Consider the following 15,187-nt stretch of genomic DNA (forward strand, 5'->3'; position numbering starts at 1 on the left):
GTCAGCCGTCGAACCACTCGGCGGGGGAGCGGGTCGGCGACGGTTCCGTCGGCGGCCGGCGCGGGTAGGGCGGCCGGATCTCCTGCCGCGCCCGGATCCGTTCCCGCAGCTCGGCCTCGATGCGCATCTCGTCCTCGCTCGGGGCCATCGCGACGATCGCCAGCAGGATGATCGACACGACGCCGATCGCGCCGATCAGCGGCACGAGGAAGTCGGTCGCGGTCGCCCCGGTCGGGGGCGCCATGTCGTGGTGCATGGTGACGCGCATCGCCGCCATGCCCGTGTAGTGCATGCCGGTCACCGCGACGCCCATGATCAGCGCGGCCCCGGCGGTCGCCCACGCGCCCCGGACGCGCAGCGCGAACCAGAGCGCCGCCGACGCCGCCACCACGGCGATCACCACCGACAGCGCGACGAGTTCCGGCCGGTAGCCGATGTGCCCGGACATGTTCATCGCCGCCATGCCGAGGTAGTGCATGCTCGCCACGCCGATCCCCATGACGACGCCGCCGGTGACGATGTGGCGGGGCCCGGCCTCGCGGAAGCCGACGAGGAACAGCCCGGCCGCCACCACCACGACGGCGATGACGCAGCTCAGGATGGTCCGCGGGACGTCGTAGCGGATCTCGGCGCCCCCCACGCTGAAGCCGAGCATGGCGATGAAGTGCATCACCCAGATCCCGGTCCAGCCGATGGCGAGCGCCGCGAGCGCCAGCCACGCGGCGCGGGCGCGTCCGGCCGAGACCCGCGCCCGTGCCGTGCACAGCAGCCCGAGCAGCGAGCCGGTGACGGACATGAGGTAGGCCAGGACGGGCGTCAGCACCCCGTAGGAGAAATGGTCAACCTCCGCCATCGGATCCCCCGGCTTCTCACGCGACGCGGTCGAGGGGATCTTAGCCGGATGACCTGCTCAAACGGCGAATCAGCGCCGGATGCGGCCATTATCGGCGATCCGGTCGTCCGCTTCGGGGGTACGCGCGTCTGATCCACCGTTGAAACGGAGGAAGGCTCAGTCAAGCAGGCCGTTCCGGTGCGCGAGGTCCAGGGCCGCCTGGGAGGCCGGGGCCAGGAGGCGGCGGTCGGCGGGGGCGATGTAGACGTACTCGTCCACCTCCCCGACCGCGGACATCGCGCCCCGGTAGGACGCCGTGAAGCAGGCCATCCGCACGTGCGCGTAGTCGGGCTGGTCGTGCGCGGGGGCCCGGACCACGCCCAGCTCGCGGAACGACGCCTCGTCCAGTTCGAGGCCGAGCTCCTCGCGGACCTCGCGGGACAGGGCCGTCCAGTCGTCCTCGCCCCGCTCGCGCTTGCCGCCGGGAAGGTAGAGGAGATCCCGGCCCCGGGAGCGGACGGCGAGCATCCGGCCGTCCGACACCTGGACCCAGGCGACCACGTCGAGATCGGTCATGGCGGTCAGTCTGCTACACGCAGGGTGAGCGTCCCGGCGACGCGGAAGGCGGCGGCCGCCGAGCCCTGGTTGACGGCGAGGCCGAGCCAGCCGGACGAGTCCACCCAGAGAAGCGGCTCGCCGACCGCGACGCTGCCGAACGTCTCCACGAACGGGACGCGGGCGGAGTGCTCGCGTCCGTCCGGGTCGGTCCAGGCCAGGGCGAGGACGGCGCCGTGCGGCAGGGAGCCGAACGCGGCGGCGAGGTCGTCGGGGTTCGCGCCGAGGACCAGGCTGCCGTAGCGGTCGGTGTACAGGACGGGCGCCGCCAGCGCGCCGTCGCGCACCGCCGGGGGCGGGACGTCCAGCGGCAGCGGCTCGACCGGCGCGCCGAGGGCGGCCACGTCCACGCCGGTGGCGAGGTGCGCGGCGGCGGGGGCGAAGACGTCCCGCCCGTGGAAGGACGCCGACACCTCGGGCAGCCGGTACGCCGGTTCCGCCAGGACGTGCGCCCGCACGATCCCGCCGAGCGCCTCCGCCGCCGGGACCAGCAGGCCGTTGTCGGGGCCGACCAGCACGTCCCCGCGCCCCGTCTCGATCGCGACCGGGCGGCGCGGCGTGCCGACGCCCGGGTCGACGATCCCGGTGTGCACGCCGACCGGCAGGTACGGGAGCGCCTGCCGCAGCAGCATCGCGCCCTCCCGGACGTCGAACGGCGTGATCTCGTCGGTCAGCACCAGCACGGTCGCCGCCGGGGCGATCCGGTGCACGACGCCCGCGCAGATCCCCGTGTACGCGGCGCCGAAGTCGGTGGCGAGGCTGACGAAAGCGCGGCTGTCGGGCATGCGGCGACCCTATCCGGCGGCGTGTCCGGGGCTCCGGCGAGGCGGCCGTATCCTGCGGGGATGCGCGCAGAGGCCCTCGACCCCGTGCTCCTGCGGACGTTCGTCGCCGTCGCCGACCTCGGCTCGTTCACCGCCGCCGCGGCCGCCGGGGGCTACACCCAGTCGGCCGTGTCCCGGCAGATCGCGGCCCTGGAGGACGTGTGCGGCGTGGAGCTGTTCGCGCGCGGCGCGCGCGGCGTCCGCCCGACCCCGGCCGGGGAGCACCTCCTCCCGCACGCGCGCGGCCTGCTCGACCGGCTCGCCGACACCGCCCGCGCGCTGGAGGGGCTGCGCCGCCTCGACACCGGGACGCTGCGGCTCGGCTCGTTCCCCACCGCCAACGCCGCGCTGGTGCCGCGCGCCCTCGCCCGGTTCCGGGAGCGGCACCCGGGCGTCCGGCCGCAGCTGCGGGAGGGGACGACCGAGCGCCTGCTGCCGATGCTGGAGGCGGGCGACCTCGACCTCGCCGTCGTCAGCACGCACAAGCTGCCGTCGATCCCCGCCGGGGACCTCGTCGAACTGCTCGACGACGCGCTGCTCGTCGCGCTGCCGGGCGGGCACCGGCTCGCCGGGCGCGACCGCGTCCCGCTCGGCGAGCTGGCCGACGAGCCGTGGATCGTCGCCGACCAGCCCGACGCGCTCGCCGCGCTCCGCGCCCGCTGCGAGGCGGCCGGGTTCGTCCCGCGGACGCCGCTGCGGGCCGCCGAGTGGGTGTCCAAGCTGGGCCTGGTCGCGGCGGGGTTCGGGGTGACGCTGGTGCCCGCGCTCGCGGCCGCCGCCATGTCCAGGGACGATGTCGTGCTGCGCCCGGTCGCGTCCCCCGCGCCCGCCCGCCGCGCCGTGTACGCGGCGGTCGGGCGGCACGCCCGCAGGTCGCCGCCCGTCGCCGCGTTCCTCGCCGTCCTGCGCGACGTGGCCGGAGACCTGGCGGGTTAGAGGACCCGGCGGGTTTAGGGGAGGGCGGCGACGACCTCCACCTCCAGCAGCGCGTCCGGGTGGAACAGGCGCGGCACCTCGACGGTCGTGCTCGTCGGCGGCGGGCCGGTGAAGTACCGGGCGCGGACGGCCCCGTACTCGGCGCGCCGGTCGAGGTCGGTGAGGAACGTCCGGATCGTGACGACGTCGGCGAAGCCCGCGCCGTGCGCGGCGAGGATCCGCTCCAGCAGCGACATGACCACCTCGGACTGGCGGGTCATGTCGCCGGGCGCGTCCACCTCGCCGTTCTCGTCCAGGGCGATCTGCCCCGACACGTACAGCATCGGGCCAGCGGTCACGCGCGCGGTGTGCGAGTAGGCGGGGTTCGGCGGGGCGGGGACGGTCGCGGGATTGTCGAACGTGACGCGCATCGGCGCGGTCCTCCTGACGTGGTCGGGCAGTGCGGTGAGGTCGCGGCCGCCGTGCCGGACGCGGGCGTGCGGTTCCAGACGGCCAGGTCGTGACCGGCGGCGAGGAGCCGTCCGGCCATGGGGGCGCCCATGCGCCCGAGTCCGAGAGAAGCGATCCGTGTCATGGCGCGACCGACGCTAGGCGCCCGGCGGCCATGCCACCAGCGAAGACTTCGCACGCCCGGCATGCGCGGCGCGCATACCTCAGTGCAGCGCGAGGAGCACCGCGGCGACCGCGAGCAGCACCGTCAGCCCGGTCGCGAACAGCACGGACCCGGGGTCGGCCGCGCCCTCGCCCCGCGCCACCCCGCGCCGCCGGGCGCGCAGGTTCGCCCTGGCGCGCCGGATCTGGAGCGCCGCGCCGCCGCAGACGACGGCGCCCGCCAGCGCCGCGCCCGCCGACGTCGGCGCGAGCCGCACGCACAGGAACCCGGCGACGATCAGCGCCAGCGTGGTGCGGGACCAGGCGAGCGCCGTCCGCTCCGGCTGCGCGCCCGGGTCGGCGAGCTTCACCGGGTCAGCAGGACGGCGATCAGCAGGGCGAGCGCCGTGCCCGCGAGGCCGTAGGCCATCACCGGGGCGAGCACGGGCAGCGGCAGCGTCTCGGCACGGCGCAGCGCCCGCTCGGTGCGCAGCCAGCGGCGGAACGCGAGCACCGCGACCAGCGCCCCGGCCGAACTGAAGCCGACCGCGAGCACGGCCCGCAGCGGCGTCTCGATCAGGCTGTCGGCGAGCGCTATTCCGATCCCGCCCGCGATGAGCGCGAGCGCGGTCCTGATCCAGGCGAGGAACGTGCGCTCGTTGGCCAGCGAGAAACGGGGGTCGGGGTCCTCGCCCTCGGCGAGCAGGCGGTCGGTCCACCGGTCGCCCGCGGCCTCCGGACGCTGCGTGGCGGTCACCGGCATATCACTCTGCGAAATCCCTGCGGCAGGGCCGAACGCTGTCTCATACATTCATATTAGGCGCCCGATGCAAATCCTCAATTACCGGGATATGAATGGCCAATTCCGATCTATCATCCCGGAATTGGGGGGACGTCCCAGGTCAGGACGGGCCGAACCGCCGCGCGGACGCGTCTTCCTGGGCGAGCCTGTGCAATGCCGTCAGCACCTGCTCGTAGAGCACGGTCGACACCACCAGGGAATGGACGGCGCGGGCGCGGGGCGTCCCGTCCGCGACCCGGCCGATCTCGTGCTCGGCGACCTCGCTCGCGGCGTTCACATACGGCCGCAGGTCGCGCAGGGTGATCGGGAAGCCGAGCCGGCGCAGCGCGACGAAGGTGTGCGCGAGCAGGTCGCGGGCCGGGGCGCGCTCGCCGACGTGCCAGCCGAGCTCGCGCACGAGGGCGTCGACGTCCTCGCGGGCGGCCCGCCAGTGCGGGTCGTGCGGGGCGGCGACGTGCGGGCCGATCGCGTGCTGGGTGGTGGCGAACAGCGCGTGCAGGCTGGTCCCGTCGTCCTCGATGGCGGCGATGATCTGCTGGATCGCCGACACCGGCAGGTCGCCGACGTCGCGCAGCGCGCTGATCAGCCGCAGCCGCTCCAGATGGCGGCGGTCGTACTCGGACCGCGTGGCGCTCACCGCCGAGCCCTTCGGGAGGAGGCCCTCCCGGATGTAGAACTTGATCGTCTGCACCGTGAGGCCGCTCCGATCGCTGAGCTCGGAGATCTGCACCGCCGCACCCCCTTTGCCGGAGGTCAACGCTATCGGCACCTGCTGTGCCGATACCTGGGCTTTCGCTCGGGCGTCCGACTTGCGGTGGAACGTCGGCAACCGGCGGAATTCGCGCCCGGGCGGTCCGGAGGCGGCGGTCAGGAGGCGGTGCGGCGCATCCCCTCGGAGATCCGCTCGGCGGCGGCCGCGACGGGCGCGGCGTGCAGCCGTCCGGGCGAGCGGGTCAGCCGTTCGAGCGGCCCGGACACCGAGACGGCGGCGACCACCCGGCCGCCCGCGCCGCGGATCGGGGCGGACACCGAGCCGACGCCCTGCTCGCGCTCCCCGACGCTCTGCGCCCAGCCCCGGCGGCGGACGGAGGCGAGCGTCGCCGCCTCGAACTTCGCGCCGCGCAGCCCCCGGTGCAGCCGGTCGGGCTCCTCCCAGGCGAGCAGGATCTGGGCGGCGGACCCGGCGGTCATCGGCAGCGCCGCGCCGACCGGGATCGTGTCGCGCAGGCCGCTCGTGCGCTCCGCCGCGGCGACGCAGACCCGGACGTCCCCCTGCCTGCGGAACAGCGACGCGCTCTCCCCGGTGGCGTCGCGGAGCTGGGCGAGCACGGGCTGGGCGATGGCGAGCAGCCGGTCCTCCCCGGCGGCGACGGCGAGCTCGGCGAGCCGGGGGCCGAGGATGAACCGCCCCTGCGTGTCGCGGTGGACGAGGCGGTGGTGCTCCAGCGCGACGGCCAGCCGGTGGGCGGTGGGGCGGGCCAGCCCGGTCGTCTGGACGAGCTGCGCGAGCGACGCGGGCCCGGCTTCCAGCGCGTTCAGCACGAGAACGGCTTTGTCAAGTACGCCGACTCCGCTAGAGTTGTCCATGTCTTGATATTGCCGTCTCGTAATTTGAGATGCAAGTCGAGGAGACCGGAACCGCGGGCGCGCCGGAGCGCCCGTGCCGCAGCGGGCGACGACGCACGCGACGATCGAGGACGAGGTGGGAGCGATGGGCCGAACACTGGCCGAGAAGGTGTACGACGCGCACGTCGTACGGCGAGCCGAGGGCGAGCCCGACCTCCTCTACATCGACCTTCACCTCGTCCACGAGGTGACGAGCCCGCAGGCGTTCGACGGGCTGCGGATGGCGGGCCGCCCGGTGCGCCGCCCCGACCTGACGATCGCCACCGAGGACCACAACGTCCCGACCACGGACCTGCTCAAGCCGATCGCCGACCCGGTGTCGCGCACCCAGGTCGAGACGCTGCGCAAGAACTGCTCGGACTTCGGCGTCCGGCTGCACCCGATGGGCGACGACGGGCAGGGCATCGTCCACGTCATCGGGCCGCAGCTCGGGCTGACCCAGCCGGGCATGACCGTCGTGTGCGGCGACTCGCACACGTCCACGCACGGCGCGTTCGGCGCGCTCGCGTTCGGCATCGGCACGAGCGAGGTCGAGCACGTCCTCGCGACGCAGACGCTGCCGCAGATCAAGCCGAAGACCATGGCCGTCACGGTGGACGGCGCGCTGCCCGAGGGCGTGACCGCCAAGGACCTGATCCTCGCGATCATCGCGAAGATCGGCACCGGCGGCGGCCAGGGGCACATCATCGAGTACCGGGGCGAGGCCGTCCGGTCGCTGTCGATGGAGGGCCGCATGACGGTCTGCAACATGTCCATCGAGGCCGGGGCCCGCGCCGGGATGATCGCCCCGGACGAGACGACCTTCGAGTACCTCAAGGGCCGCCCGCACGCCCCGCAGGGCGAGGACTGGGACAAGGCCGTCGAGTACTGGACGTCCCTGCGCACCGACGACGACGCCGTCTTCGACAAGGAGGTCGTGATCGACGCGGCCGAGCTGACGCCGTTCGTCACCTGGGGCACGAACCCGGGCCAGGGCCTGCCGCTCGGCGAGTCCGTGCCCGACCCGGCGTCGTTCGACGACCCGGTCGAGCGCCAGTCCGCCGAGCGGGCCCTGGAGTACATGGGCCTCACCGCCGGGACGCCGCTGCGCGACATCGCCGTCGACACCGTCTTCGTCGGCTCCTGCACCAACGGCCGCATCGAGGACCTGCGCGCCGTCGCCGGGGTGCTGAAGGGGCGCACGGTCGCCGACGGCGTCCGCATGCTGGTCGTCCCCGGTTCCATGCGGGTCAAGAAGCAGGCCGAGGAGGAGGGCCTGGACGAGGTCATCTCCGCGTCCGGCGCCGAGTGGCGGGAGGCGGGCTGCTCGATGTGCCTCGCGATGAACCCGGACAAGCTGACCCCGGGGGAGCGCAGCGCCTCCACGTCCAACCGCAACTTCGAGGGACGGCAGGGCCCCGGCGGGCGCACCCACCTGGTGTCCCCGGCCGTCGCCGCCGCGACGGCCGTCACCGGCCGCCTGACCGCCCCCGCCGACCTCTGAGGACACGAGCCATGGAAGCCTTCACCACCTACACCGGGCGCGCGGTGCCGCTGCGCCGCAGCAACGTCGACACCGACCAGATCATCCCGGCCGTCTGGCTGAAGCAGGTCAGCCGCACCGGGTTCGACAAGGGCCTGTTCTCCGCCTGGCGCGAGGACCCGGAGTTCGTCCTCAACCAGCCCCAGTACGAGGGCGCGGGGATCCTGGTGGCCGGGCCCGACTTCGGGACGGGGTCGTCCCGCGAGCACGCCGTCTGGGCGCTCCAGCAGTACGGGTTCCGCGTCGTGATCGCGCCGCGCTTCGGCGACATCTTCCGCAACAACTCCACGAAGATGGGGCTGCTGCCCGTCGTGCTCGCCGGCGAGCAGGTCGAGGAGCTCCAGGCCGCCGTCGAGAAGGACCCGGCGCTGGAGGTCACCGTCGACCTGGAGAAGCGCGAGGTCCGCTGGGACGGCCGCACCGCCGCCTTCGAGATCGACGACTACACCCGCTGGCGGCTCATGGAGGGCCTGGACGACATCGGCCTCACCCTCCGCCACGCCGACGCGATCAACGACTACGAGGCCGGGCGCACCCCCTGGCTTCCGGTCACGCTCTAGCGCCTCCGCCGTAGCGCGTTCCGCCTGGCCCGCCGTCCTCCGCGACGGCGGGCCGGGCCCGTTTCCGCCCCTGGTGGACGATCGGCGATGTCGAGCGGGGAGAATTCCCTTAGTGCGAACACACCGTCCGACCGTTTGGGGGGATGAATTGAGCACGGTCCCACGGACCGAGCCCGAGTGGGACGACCCGGCCCTGACCGAGCTCGCGCGGCGGCTGCGCGACGCCCACCGGGCCGTGGCGCCGCTGCCGCCGGACGACCGGCGGCGGCTCATCCGCCATCTCCTGGCGATCACCGATCTGGCGAAACGGGACCCCGAACTGGCCTCCCGGAGGCTGGAGACGTTCCTCGCCGATTTCCACGAGGCCCCCGACGTCGGTTAGCGTGCGCAGTGGCCGGATCCGGTCCGGTCACCCGGCGAGACGGGGGCGAGGCCGACAAAAACGCCAGCGACACGCCAACTCGTGCGTGCAGGTGATTGTGTCCATGCTGAGGGTCCCTTAGTTTCGTTCGGGCAAGGGGGGAACTAGAGGAGTAACCCATGAACAAGCGTGAGCTGGTCGACGCCATCTCTGACCGGCTGGGCAGCAAGAAGGCCGCAGCCGAGGCCGTCGACGCCATCCTGGAGGCGATCCAGACCGCCGTCGCCAAGGGCGACAAGGTCGCGATCACCGGGTTCGGTTCGTTCGAGAAGGCCGACCGGCCTGCCCGCACGGCCCGCAATCCCGCAACGGGCAAGACCATCGAGGTTCCCGCGACGTCCGTGCCGAAGTTCAAGGCGGGCGCCGACTTCAAGAACCTGGTGGCCGGCAAGAAGTAGCCCGGCAAGAAGTAGCTCGCCGCGCCAGCGCCCGGGCCCGTGCTGACGGGACCCGGGCGCTGCCGCGTTTCCGGCTCCCCCGTTCAGCGGGACGGCTCAGTGGGACGGCAGCGGGAACGTCGAGAGCGTGACGGCCGCGATCCGGCCGCCGTCCACCGCGAGGTTCACCCGCTGCCCGAACCGCAGCCGCAGCAGCCCGCCCGCCGCGAACGCGTCCGCGTCGAAGGGCAGCTCCGTCCCGTCGTCGAGCAGCACGCTGCCCGACCGGGTGTCCGCGTCGAACGCCTTCACCGTCGCCTGCATGAGCCGAATGCTAGGCCAGCGCGGGTAGCCGCGCCGCGACCGCGGACGTGCGCGGCCCCGCGCCGAGCGCGAGCGCGGCGCGCAGGTCGTCGAGGGTGTCGACGTCCCGCCGGACGCTGTCGGTCCCCGGCAGGAGGATCTCGCGGGCGCCGCGGGCGCGGTGCGCGGCGCGCGAGTCGGCGCCGAAGGCGGGCGCGAACGGGACGCCGGGCCGCGCCGTGTACAGGGTCGTCCCGGTTCCGGCCGCGTCCGGGACGAACGCCTCCGGCGCCCGCGCCGCCGCGTCCAGCACGCGGGCGAGTTCAAGAGGGCGCAAAGCGGGCAGATCCGCGGAGAGGGCGCCGACGCCCGCGCCGGGCGCCAGCTCGCGGCCCCGGCCCGCGCCGTGCACCAGCGCCGGGTTCAGCCCGGCGTCCGGGACGTCCGGCACGACGCGGGCGCCGAGCGCGGCGAGGTCCGCGGCGGGAAGGGGGTCGTCGGTGACGACGATCACGGTGCGGACCCGGTCGCAGCGCAGCGCCGCCGCGACCGTGTCGGTCGCCACGGCGAGCGCGAGCGGCTCGCGGAGCGGCCCCGCCGCTCCGGACATGCGGGTCTTCGCCCTGGCCAGCACCTTGACCGGCACCACGAGCGACCACTGGAGATCAAGCGCGCTGCGCGCTGCGGTAGACATGGCAACTCGACACTATGCGCACATAACCGCGAGACTTGAGGACACCCCGCGTTCGCCGCGGGACGCGGGGAGTGAAAGAGGAGGGGGCATGAGCCACGGATATTCGCCCGCCTGGCGCGGGCTCACGGTCGGCATCCTGCGCCCGCTGCTCTTCGGCCTGCTGAAGCGCGACTGGCGGGGCCGGGAGAACGTGCCCGGGAAGGGCGGCGTCATCATCGCCGCCAACCACATCTCCGAGTCCGACCCGCTGGCGCTCGCCCACTTCGTGTACGAGTCCGGCCGCTTCCCCGTGTTCCTGGCCAAGTCGACGCTGTTCGACACGATGGTCGTCAAGAACATGCTGCGGGGCACGGGGCAGATCCCCGTCCACCGCGACAGCGCCGACCCGGCGCTCGCCCTGAAGGACGCCGAGCAGGCCCTGCGGGACGGCGAGTGCCTCGTGTTCTACCCGGAGGGCACCTGCACCCGCGACCCCGAGCTGTGGCCGATGACCGGGCAGACGGGCGTGGCGCGGATGGCGCTGTCGACGGGCGCGAAGGTCGTCCCCGTGGCGACCTGGGGCGCCCACGAGCTGCTGCCCTACAAGAAGGGCGAGCAGACGGGCCTGGCCGGGAGCCTCAGGAAGGGCCCGCACCCGTTCCCCCGCAAGACGATGACGGTCGTCGCCGGTCCGCCCGTCGACCTGTCGCGGTACGCCGGGCGGCCGCTCACCCGCGAGACGCTCCGCGCCGCCACCGACGAGGTCATGGCCGCGATCACCGCCCTGCTCGCCGGGATCCGCGGCGAGCAGCCGCCGAAGGAGCGCTACGACCACCACCGCGTCCTCGCGGAGCGGCGCCGCGCGGCCGCCGAGGCGTTCAGGCCCCCCGTGCCGGAGCAGGCCGCCCCCGGCCGGGAGACCGCCGCCGAGCGGAAGGCGGACGGCTCGTGACGTTCCGCACGGCCGTGATGGGGGCCGGTTCCTGGGGGACGACGTTCACGAAGCTCCTCAACGACGCGGGCGGCGAGGTCGTGCTGTGGGGCCGCCGCCCGGAGGTCGTCGAGGCGATCAACGAGCGGCACGAGAACCCCGACTACCTGCCCGGCGTGCCGCTGCCCGCGGCCGTCCGGGCGACGCTCGACCCGGCGGAGGCGCTGCGCGGCGCCGACTTCGTCGCGCTGGCCGTCCCGGCGCAGACGCTCCGGCGGAACCTCGCCGCGTGGGTGCCGCTGCTGCCGCCGGACGCCGTCCTGGTCAGCCTGATGAAGGGCGTCGAGCTCGGCACGACGCGGCGGATGTCGGAGGTGATCCGGGAGGTCGCCGACGTCCCCGCGGACCGGGTCGCGCTGTTCAGCGGGCCGAACCTGGCGCGCGAGATCGCGACCGGCGAGCCGGGCGCGGCCGTCGCGGGCTGCGCGGACGAGGCCGTCGCCCAGCGGCTCCAGGCCGCGACGATGACGCCGTACTTCCGCGTCTACACCTCCACGGACGTGGTGGGCTGCGAGCTCGGCGGCGCGGTGAAGAACATCGTCGCGCTGTGCGTCGGGATGGCGGCCGGGCTCGGGTTCGGCGCGAGCACGCAGGCGGTGCTGATGACCCGCGGGCTCGCCGAGATCGCCCGGCTGGGCGCGGCGCTCGGCGCGGACGAGCACACCTTCGCGGGCCTCGCCGGGATGGGCGACCTCGTCGGGACGTGCATGTCGCCGCTGTCCCGCAACCGGACGTTCGGCGTGAACCTCGGCCGCGGCATGACGCTGGAGGAGGTCATCGCCGTCACCAAGCAGACGGCGGAGGGCGTGAAGTCGTCCGAGCCGGTGCTGGAGCTCGCCCGCAAGCACAACGTGGAGATGCCGATCACGGAGGCGGTCACGGCCGTCCTGCACCACGGCATGCCGATCAAGGAGGCGGCGATCTCGCTGATCTCGCGCTCCCCGAAGCCCGAGCGGTACGGGGTGTGAACGGCCGCCGCGGCCCGGGGGCGCGGGCGGCCCGCTCATGGCCGTCGCGGACTGATCACCGGTAGGGTCGGGCCTCATGTCCCAGGTTTCAAAGACGCGCGTGGCCGTCGTCTTCGGCGGACGCAGCTCAGAGCACGCGATCTCCTGCGTCACCGCCGGGGCCGTCATGGCCGCCATCGACCGGGACCGGTACGAGGTGGTGCCGATCGGCATCGCCCGCGACGGCCGCTGGGTCCTGCCGCCCGCCGACCTGCGGCTCGCCATCGAGGACGGGCGGCTGCCCGAGGTGACGGGCTCCGGCGGCGTCCTCGCGCTGCCGTTCGACCCGGACAGCCGCGGGCTGATCGTCGTCGAGCAGGGCAAGGTCCCCGCGACGCTCGGCGACGTCGACGTCGTCCTGCCGCTGCTGCACGGCCCCTACGGCGAGGACGGCACCATCCAGGGCCTCCTCGACCTCGCGGGCGTCCGGTACGTCGGCGCCGGGGTGCTGGCGAGCGCGGTCGGCATGGACAAGGGGTTCATGAAGCTCGTCTGGCAGGCGCGCGGCCTGCCCGTCGGCCCGTACGTCCTCGTCGGCGACCGGGAGTGGCGGCGCGAGCGCAAGCGCAAGATCGACGAGATCAAGGAACTGGGGCTCGCCGACGGCCGCGCGGTGTTCGTCAAGCCCGCCCGCGCCGGGTCGAGCATGGGCATCAGCCGCGTCACCGCCGAGGCCGACCTGGAGGCCGCGGTCGACGCGGCCCGCGAGCACGACCCGAAGGTCATCGTGGAGGCGGCGGTCGAGGGGCGCGAGATCGAGTGCGGCGTCCTGCAGGGCGTGGACGACGGCCCGGCCGAGGCGAGCCTGCCCGCCGAGATCAAGATGGCGGACGCGCACGACTTCTACGACTTCGAGACCAAGTACCTCGACGGGTCCACCAGCCTCGCGATCCCGCCCGACCTGCCGCCCGCCGCGATCGAGGAGGTCCGCCGGATCGCCGTGCAGGCGTTCGACGCGCTCGACTGCGAGGGCCTCGCCCGCGTCGACTTCTTCCACACGCCGGACGGCGGCTGGGTCCTCAACGAGATCAACACGATGCCGGGCTTCACCCCGGCGTCGGCGTTCCCGCAGATGTGGGCGGCGACCGGGCTCGACTACCCGGCGCTCGTCGACCGGCTCATCCAGACCGCGCTCGGCCGCTCCACCGGCCTGCGCTGACCCGTCACCGGAACGGCAGCCACGCGGCGTCCTTCAGCGTGGCGGCGTCGGTGGCGCGGGCGCCGTCGTCGGAGAACGTCCAGAGGGTGGTCCCGACGATGAGCGAGCGCCGCACGCCGTTGCCGAACCGCTCGGTGTCCGGATGCCGGACGGCCCCGGCCTTGGTGATGGACGTCCCGCCGACCTTGAGGACGAGGGCCTCGCTCGTCCCGCCGCCCGGGTTCATCACCGGGATGACGGTGAGGCCGGACGGCGGCCAGTACAGGAACGCGTGCGGCTCGAACTCCGCCTGGGACGAGGCGTCCGCCAGCCGGTAGGACGCGACCTTGCGAGGTCGCGCGCCGGACACGTCGAACAGCGAGACCTGGAGGCCGAGCGTCCGGCCGGACGCGTCGGCGTCCCGGCCGACGCCGAGCAGCCGCCCGTCCGCCAGCGGGTGCAGGTACGCGGAGTAGCCGGTGATCTTCAGCTCGCCGCCGATCCGGGGCCGCCTCGGGTCCTTCAGGTCGACCGTGTAGAGCGGGTCGACCTGGCGGAACGTCACGACGTAGGCGGTCGTCCCGAGGAACCGGACGGAGTAGATCCGCTCGCCCTTGCCGAGCCCGCCGACGCGGCCGATCTCGTCGAGGCGTCCGCCGTGCTGCCCGAGCACGTACACCGCGCTCTCCGACGTGCGCTCGCGCGCGTCGATCCGGCTGGTGGTCGTCGCCAGCCGCAGGTTCCCGTCCAGTTCCGACAGCGAGTACTGGTTGAGCAGGAAGCCCTTCACCGATCCGGCCGCGACGTAGCGGGGGCGGCCGGTCCCGGCGACGTCGAACTTGTAGACGTCGGTGCGCGGCTCGGGGACGCGTTGGGGCGCGTTCCACCGGTAGGGCGTCGGGGGAGTGCCGGTGACGTACAGGCTCCTGCCGTTGCCGTAGACGGTCGTCCCGTCGGCGGCGACGGCGATGGCCTTCGGGTCGCCGAGCCCCTTCGCCAGGTCGAACGTCAGCACCGACAGCAGCGACGACCCGCCGTAGGAGGACGGACGGCTCACCTGGTCGCACGGGCTCCGGTAGGTCGCGGCGTGGCCGCCGCCTCCGTCGTCGGTCCGGAAGGACGGGAGCCACGCGTCGAGCGGCGCCTTCAGCACGGCGGCGCGGTTCGCCTCGGCCGCGTGCTTCTCGCCCTTGCCGCCGGTCCCGCCGGGGAACTCGATCCGCGGCGTGGACCGCATGACGACCCGCACCGTCGAGCCGGTCTGCCGCGCGTCGACGTAGGCGGCGTCGGTCGTCATCGTGCCGACGACCTTCGGCGCGGCGGACAGGTCGACGAGCGTCAGCCGCGTCGTCGGCGCGGCGGGCGGCGTCGGCAGGTCGTCGAACCCGCCCGGGCCGGGGACGGGACGGCGCTCCATCGGGAGCATCGTCGGCTGCTCGGTGGTCACGAGCGCGCGGTCGCCGCTGAGCAGGAGCTGCGCGTCGCCGCCGCGGAAGGCGCCGCCGGCGCCCGGCAGGTCCATGGTGTGCGCGACCTTGCGGGTCGCCGGGTCGATGACGCGCAGCTCGCCGCCGGTCACGGTCACGATGCGGCGGCCGTCGGTCTTGACGAGGTCGGGCTCGTCCGCGCCCGGCTCGTGCGAGTTGGTGGTGGAGTGCTCGGGCGTGCCCGGCGGCGGCGCCGCGCCCGGGGCGCCCGGCTGCGCAGCCTGCGGGCCCTTGCGCAGCGCGGTGTCGCCCTCCAGCGGGACCAGGCCGGGGACGCCGCCCAGCCCGTACGGGCCGACCCGGTCCGCCGTCGCGCGGCGCAGGCCGTCGAGGAGCGCGTCGCAGCCGTCGTAGGCGACGAGCCGGATCTCCTTCGCCGACGGGGTGGGACGGGGCGCGGCGCCGGGCGAGCCGCCGCATCCGGCCGTCCCGGCCAGGGCGAGCGCTGTCACGGACGATGCGAGTGTGCGTCCACGCATGGA

General features: G+C 74.1%; 20 protein-coding genes. 8 read left to right on the forward strand and 12 right to left on the reverse strand.

Going from position 1 to position 15,187, the window contains the following annotated elements; genetic code table 11:
- Window position 1: 1 nt before the first annotated feature.
- The 3 genes from ACH01S_RS00355 to ACH01S_RS00365 form a co-directional block, all read right to left on the reverse strand.
- Window positions 2-853: an MHYT domain-containing protein gene (locus ACH01S_RS00355; RefSeq protein WP_067883853.1), complete on the reverse strand. Its 852-nt coding sequence runs from the start codon at window positions 851-853 to the stop codon at window positions 2-4.
- A 156-nt stretch (window positions 854-1,009) separates the two neighbouring features.
- The gene (locus tag ACH01S_RS00360; RefSeq protein ID WP_067883855.1) at window positions 1,010-1,408 is read right to left on the reverse strand and encodes an NUDIX hydrolase; all 399 of its coding nucleotides are present in this window, start codon (window positions 1,406-1,408) and stop codon (window positions 1,010-1,012) included.
- Between the two features lie 5 nt (window positions 1,409-1,413).
- Window positions 1,414-2,232 (reverse strand): SAM hydrolase/SAM-dependent halogenase family protein, encoded by an 819-nt coding sequence (locus ACH01S_RS00365; protein ID WP_067883858.1) that lies wholly within the window; start codon window positions 2,230-2,232, stop codon window positions 1,414-1,416.
- A 60-nt stretch (window positions 2,233-2,292) separates the two neighbouring features.
- Here ACH01S_RS00365 and ACH01S_RS00370 point away from each other — a divergent pair, with 60 nt between their 5' ends.
- On the forward strand, window positions 2,293-3,207 hold the full coding sequence (locus tag ACH01S_RS00370) for a LysR family transcriptional regulator (RefSeq protein WP_067883860.1): 915 nt from the start codon (window positions 2,293-2,295) through the stop codon (window positions 3,205-3,207).
- Between the two features lie 14 nt (window positions 3,208-3,221).
- On the opposite strand, the gene ACH01S_RS00375 is transcribed toward ACH01S_RS00370, so the two are convergent.
- The 6 genes from ACH01S_RS00375 to ACH01S_RS00395 all read right to left on the reverse strand — a co-directional run bounded on the left by ACH01S_RS00375 (window position 3,222) and on the right by ACH01S_RS00395 (window position 6,187).
- The gene (locus ACH01S_RS00375; protein WP_067883862.1) at window positions 3,222-3,617 is read right to left on the reverse strand and encodes a RidA family protein; all 396 of its coding nucleotides are present in this window, start codon (window positions 3,615-3,617) and stop codon (window positions 3,222-3,224) included.
- The gene (locus ACH01S_RS45065; RefSeq protein WP_306303224.1) at window positions 3,542-3,844 is read right to left on the reverse strand and encodes an NAD(P)-binding domain-containing protein; all 303 of its coding nucleotides are present in this window, start codon (window positions 3,842-3,844) and stop codon (window positions 3,542-3,544) included. The genes ACH01S_RS00375 and ACH01S_RS45065 overlap by 76 nt, the downstream gene beginning before the upstream one ends.
- A 16-nt stretch (window positions 3,845-3,860) precedes the next feature.
- Window positions 3,861-4,169: a DUF202 domain-containing protein gene (locus tag ACH01S_RS00380; RefSeq protein ID WP_067883864.1), complete on the reverse strand. Its 309-nt coding sequence runs from the start codon at window positions 4,167-4,169 to the stop codon at window positions 3,861-3,863.
- Window positions 4,166-4,555 (reverse strand): YidH family protein, encoded by a 390-nt coding sequence (locus tag ACH01S_RS00385; protein WP_246236871.1) that lies wholly within the window; start codon window positions 4,553-4,555, stop codon window positions 4,166-4,168. The genes ACH01S_RS00380 and ACH01S_RS00385 overlap by 4 nt, the downstream gene beginning before the upstream one ends.
- Window positions 4,556-4,700: 145 nt before the next feature.
- Window positions 4,701-5,330: a MerR family transcriptional regulator gene (locus ACH01S_RS00390; RefSeq protein ID WP_067883869.1), complete on the reverse strand. Its 630-nt coding sequence runs from the start codon at window positions 5,328-5,330 to the stop codon at window positions 4,701-4,703.
- A gap of 137 nt (window positions 5,331-5,467) precedes the next feature.
- Entirely contained in the window at window positions 5,468-6,187 is a 720-nt protein-coding gene (locus tag ACH01S_RS00395; RefSeq protein ID WP_067883871.1) for an IclR family transcriptional regulator, read from the reverse strand.
- A gap of 124 nt (window positions 6,188-6,311) precedes the next feature.
- Between ACH01S_RS00395 and leuC the strand changes: the two genes are divergently transcribed.
- From leuC to ACH01S_RS00415, 4 genes are all read left to right on the forward strand, one after another.
- Complete coding sequence (leuC, locus tag ACH01S_RS00400) at window positions 6,312-7,709, forward strand: 3-isopropylmalate dehydratase large subunit (RefSeq protein ID WP_067884046.1); 1,398 nt, start codon at window positions 6,312-6,314, stop codon at window positions 7,707-7,709.
- Between the two features lie 11 nt (window positions 7,710-7,720).
- Complete coding sequence (leuD, locus tag ACH01S_RS00405) at window positions 7,721-8,308, forward strand: 3-isopropylmalate dehydratase small subunit (protein ID WP_067883873.1); 588 nt, start codon at window positions 7,721-7,723, stop codon at window positions 8,306-8,308.
- A 148-nt stretch (window positions 8,309-8,456) separates the two neighbouring features.
- A complete protein-coding gene (locus tag ACH01S_RS00410) occupies window positions 8,457-8,690 on the forward strand; it encodes an SCO5555 family protein (RefSeq protein ID WP_067883875.1) in 234 nt (77 codons plus the stop codon).
- A gap of 158 nt (window positions 8,691-8,848) precedes the next feature.
- Entirely contained in the window at window positions 8,849-9,127 is a 279-nt protein-coding gene (locus ACH01S_RS00415) for an HU family DNA-binding protein (RefSeq protein ID WP_026403810.1), read from the forward strand.
- Between the two features lie 96 nt (window positions 9,128-9,223).
- Here ACH01S_RS00415 and ACH01S_RS00420 read toward each other — a convergent pair whose 3' ends face one another.
- Together ACH01S_RS00420 and cofC are read right to left on the reverse strand one after the other, a co-directional pair.
- Window positions 9,224-9,430: a hypothetical protein gene (locus tag ACH01S_RS00420; protein ID WP_067883877.1), complete on the reverse strand. Its 207-nt coding sequence runs from the start codon at window positions 9,428-9,430 to the stop codon at window positions 9,224-9,226.
- 10 nt (window positions 9,431-9,440) lie between these two features.
- Window positions 9,441-10,103 (reverse strand): 2-phospho-L-lactate guanylyltransferase, encoded by a 663-nt coding sequence (gene cofC, locus ACH01S_RS00425; protein ID WP_067883880.1) that lies wholly within the window; start codon window positions 10,101-10,103, stop codon window positions 9,441-9,443.
- 88 nt (window positions 10,104-10,191) lie between these two features.
- Between cofC and ACH01S_RS00430 the strand changes: the two genes are divergently transcribed.
- From ACH01S_RS00430 to ACH01S_RS00440, 3 genes are all read left to right on the forward strand, one after another.
- Window positions 10,192-11,034: a lysophospholipid acyltransferase family protein gene (locus ACH01S_RS00430; RefSeq protein WP_083980079.1), complete on the forward strand. Its 843-nt coding sequence runs from the start codon at window positions 10,192-10,194 to the stop codon at window positions 11,032-11,034.
- A 17-nt stretch (window positions 11,035-11,051) separates the two neighbouring features.
- Window positions 11,052-12,041 (forward strand): NAD(P)H-dependent glycerol-3-phosphate dehydrogenase, encoded by a 990-nt coding sequence (locus ACH01S_RS00435; RefSeq protein ID WP_067884048.1) that lies wholly within the window; start codon window positions 11,052-11,054, stop codon window positions 12,039-12,041.
- 76 nt (window positions 12,042-12,117) lie between these two features.
- Window positions 12,118-13,239 (forward strand): D-alanine--D-alanine ligase family protein, encoded by a 1,122-nt coding sequence (locus ACH01S_RS00440; protein ID WP_067883883.1) that lies wholly within the window; start codon window positions 12,118-12,120, stop codon window positions 13,237-13,239.
- A gap of 4 nt (window positions 13,240-13,243) precedes the next feature.
- On the opposite strand, the gene ACH01S_RS00445 is transcribed toward ACH01S_RS00440, so the two are convergent.
- Window positions 13,244-15,157 (reverse strand): beta-propeller domain-containing protein, encoded by a 1,914-nt coding sequence (locus ACH01S_RS00445; RefSeq protein WP_246236873.1) that lies wholly within the window; start codon window positions 15,155-15,157, stop codon window positions 13,244-13,246.
- Window positions 15,158-15,187 lie beyond the last annotated feature (30 nt).

Origin of the sequence: Actinomadura chibensis NBRC 106107 (genome assembly GCF_001552135.1) — a bacterium.
Taxonomy (GTDB): domain Bacteria; phylum Actinomycetota; class Actinomycetes; order Streptosporangiales; family Streptosporangiaceae; genus Spirillospora; species Spirillospora chibensis.

Bases quoted from the DNA above. Each gene is read 5' to 3' on its own strand.
- ACH01S_RS45065 (WP_306303224.1), bottom strand. From the start codon at position 3,844: ATGCCGGGCGTGCGAAGTCTTCGCTGGTGGCATGGCCGCCGGGCGCCT.
- cofC (WP_067883880.1), bottom strand. From the start codon at position 10,103: ATGTCTACCGCAGCGCGCAGCGCGCTTGATCTCCAGTGGTCGCTCGTG.
- ACH01S_RS00430 (WP_083980079.1), top strand. From the start codon at position 10,192: ATGAGCCACGGATATTCGCCCGCCTGGCGCGGGCTCACGGTCGGCATC.
- ACH01S_RS00365 (WP_067883858.1), bottom strand. From the start codon at position 2,232: ATGCCCGACAGCCGCGCTTTCGTCAGCCTCGCCACCGACTTCGGCGCC.
- ACH01S_RS00375 (WP_067883862.1), bottom strand. From the start codon at position 3,617: ATGCGCGTCACGTTCGACAATCCCGCGACCGTCCCCGCCCCGCCGAAC.
- ACH01S_RS00435 (WP_067884048.1), top strand. From the start codon at position 11,052: ATGGGGGCCGGTTCCTGGGGGACGACGTTCACGAAGCTCCTCAACGAC.
- leuC (WP_067884046.1), top strand. From the start codon at position 6,312: ATGGGCCGAACACTGGCCGAGAAGGTGTACGACGCGCACGTCGTACGG.
- ACH01S_RS00370 (WP_067883860.1), top strand. From the start codon at position 2,293: ATGCGCGCAGAGGCCCTCGACCCCGTGCTCCTGCGGACGTTCGTCGCC.
- ACH01S_RS00415 (WP_026403810.1), top strand. From the start codon at position 8,849: ATGAACAAGCGTGAGCTGGTCGACGCCATCTCTGACCGGCTGGGCAGC.
- ACH01S_RS00420 (WP_067883877.1), bottom strand. From the start codon at position 9,430: ATGCAGGCGACGGTGAAGGCGTTCGACGCGGACACCCGGTCGGGCAGC.
- ACH01S_RS00395 (WP_067883871.1), bottom strand. From the start codon at position 6,187: ATGGACAACTCTAGCGGAGTCGGCGTACTTGACAAAGCCGTTCTCGTG.
- leuD (WP_067883873.1), top strand. From the start codon at position 7,721: ATGGAAGCCTTCACCACCTACACCGGGCGCGCGGTGCCGCTGCGCCGC.
- ACH01S_RS00355 (WP_067883853.1), bottom strand. From the start codon at position 853: ATGGCGGAGGTTGACCATTTCTCCTACGGGGTGCTGACGCCCGTCCTG.
- ACH01S_RS00440 (WP_067883883.1), top strand. From the start codon at position 12,118: ATGTCCCAGGTTTCAAAGACGCGCGTGGCCGTCGTCTTCGGCGGACGC.
- ACH01S_RS00360 (WP_067883855.1), bottom strand. From the start codon at position 1,408: ATGACCGATCTCGACGTGGTCGCCTGGGTCCAGGTGTCGGACGGCCGG.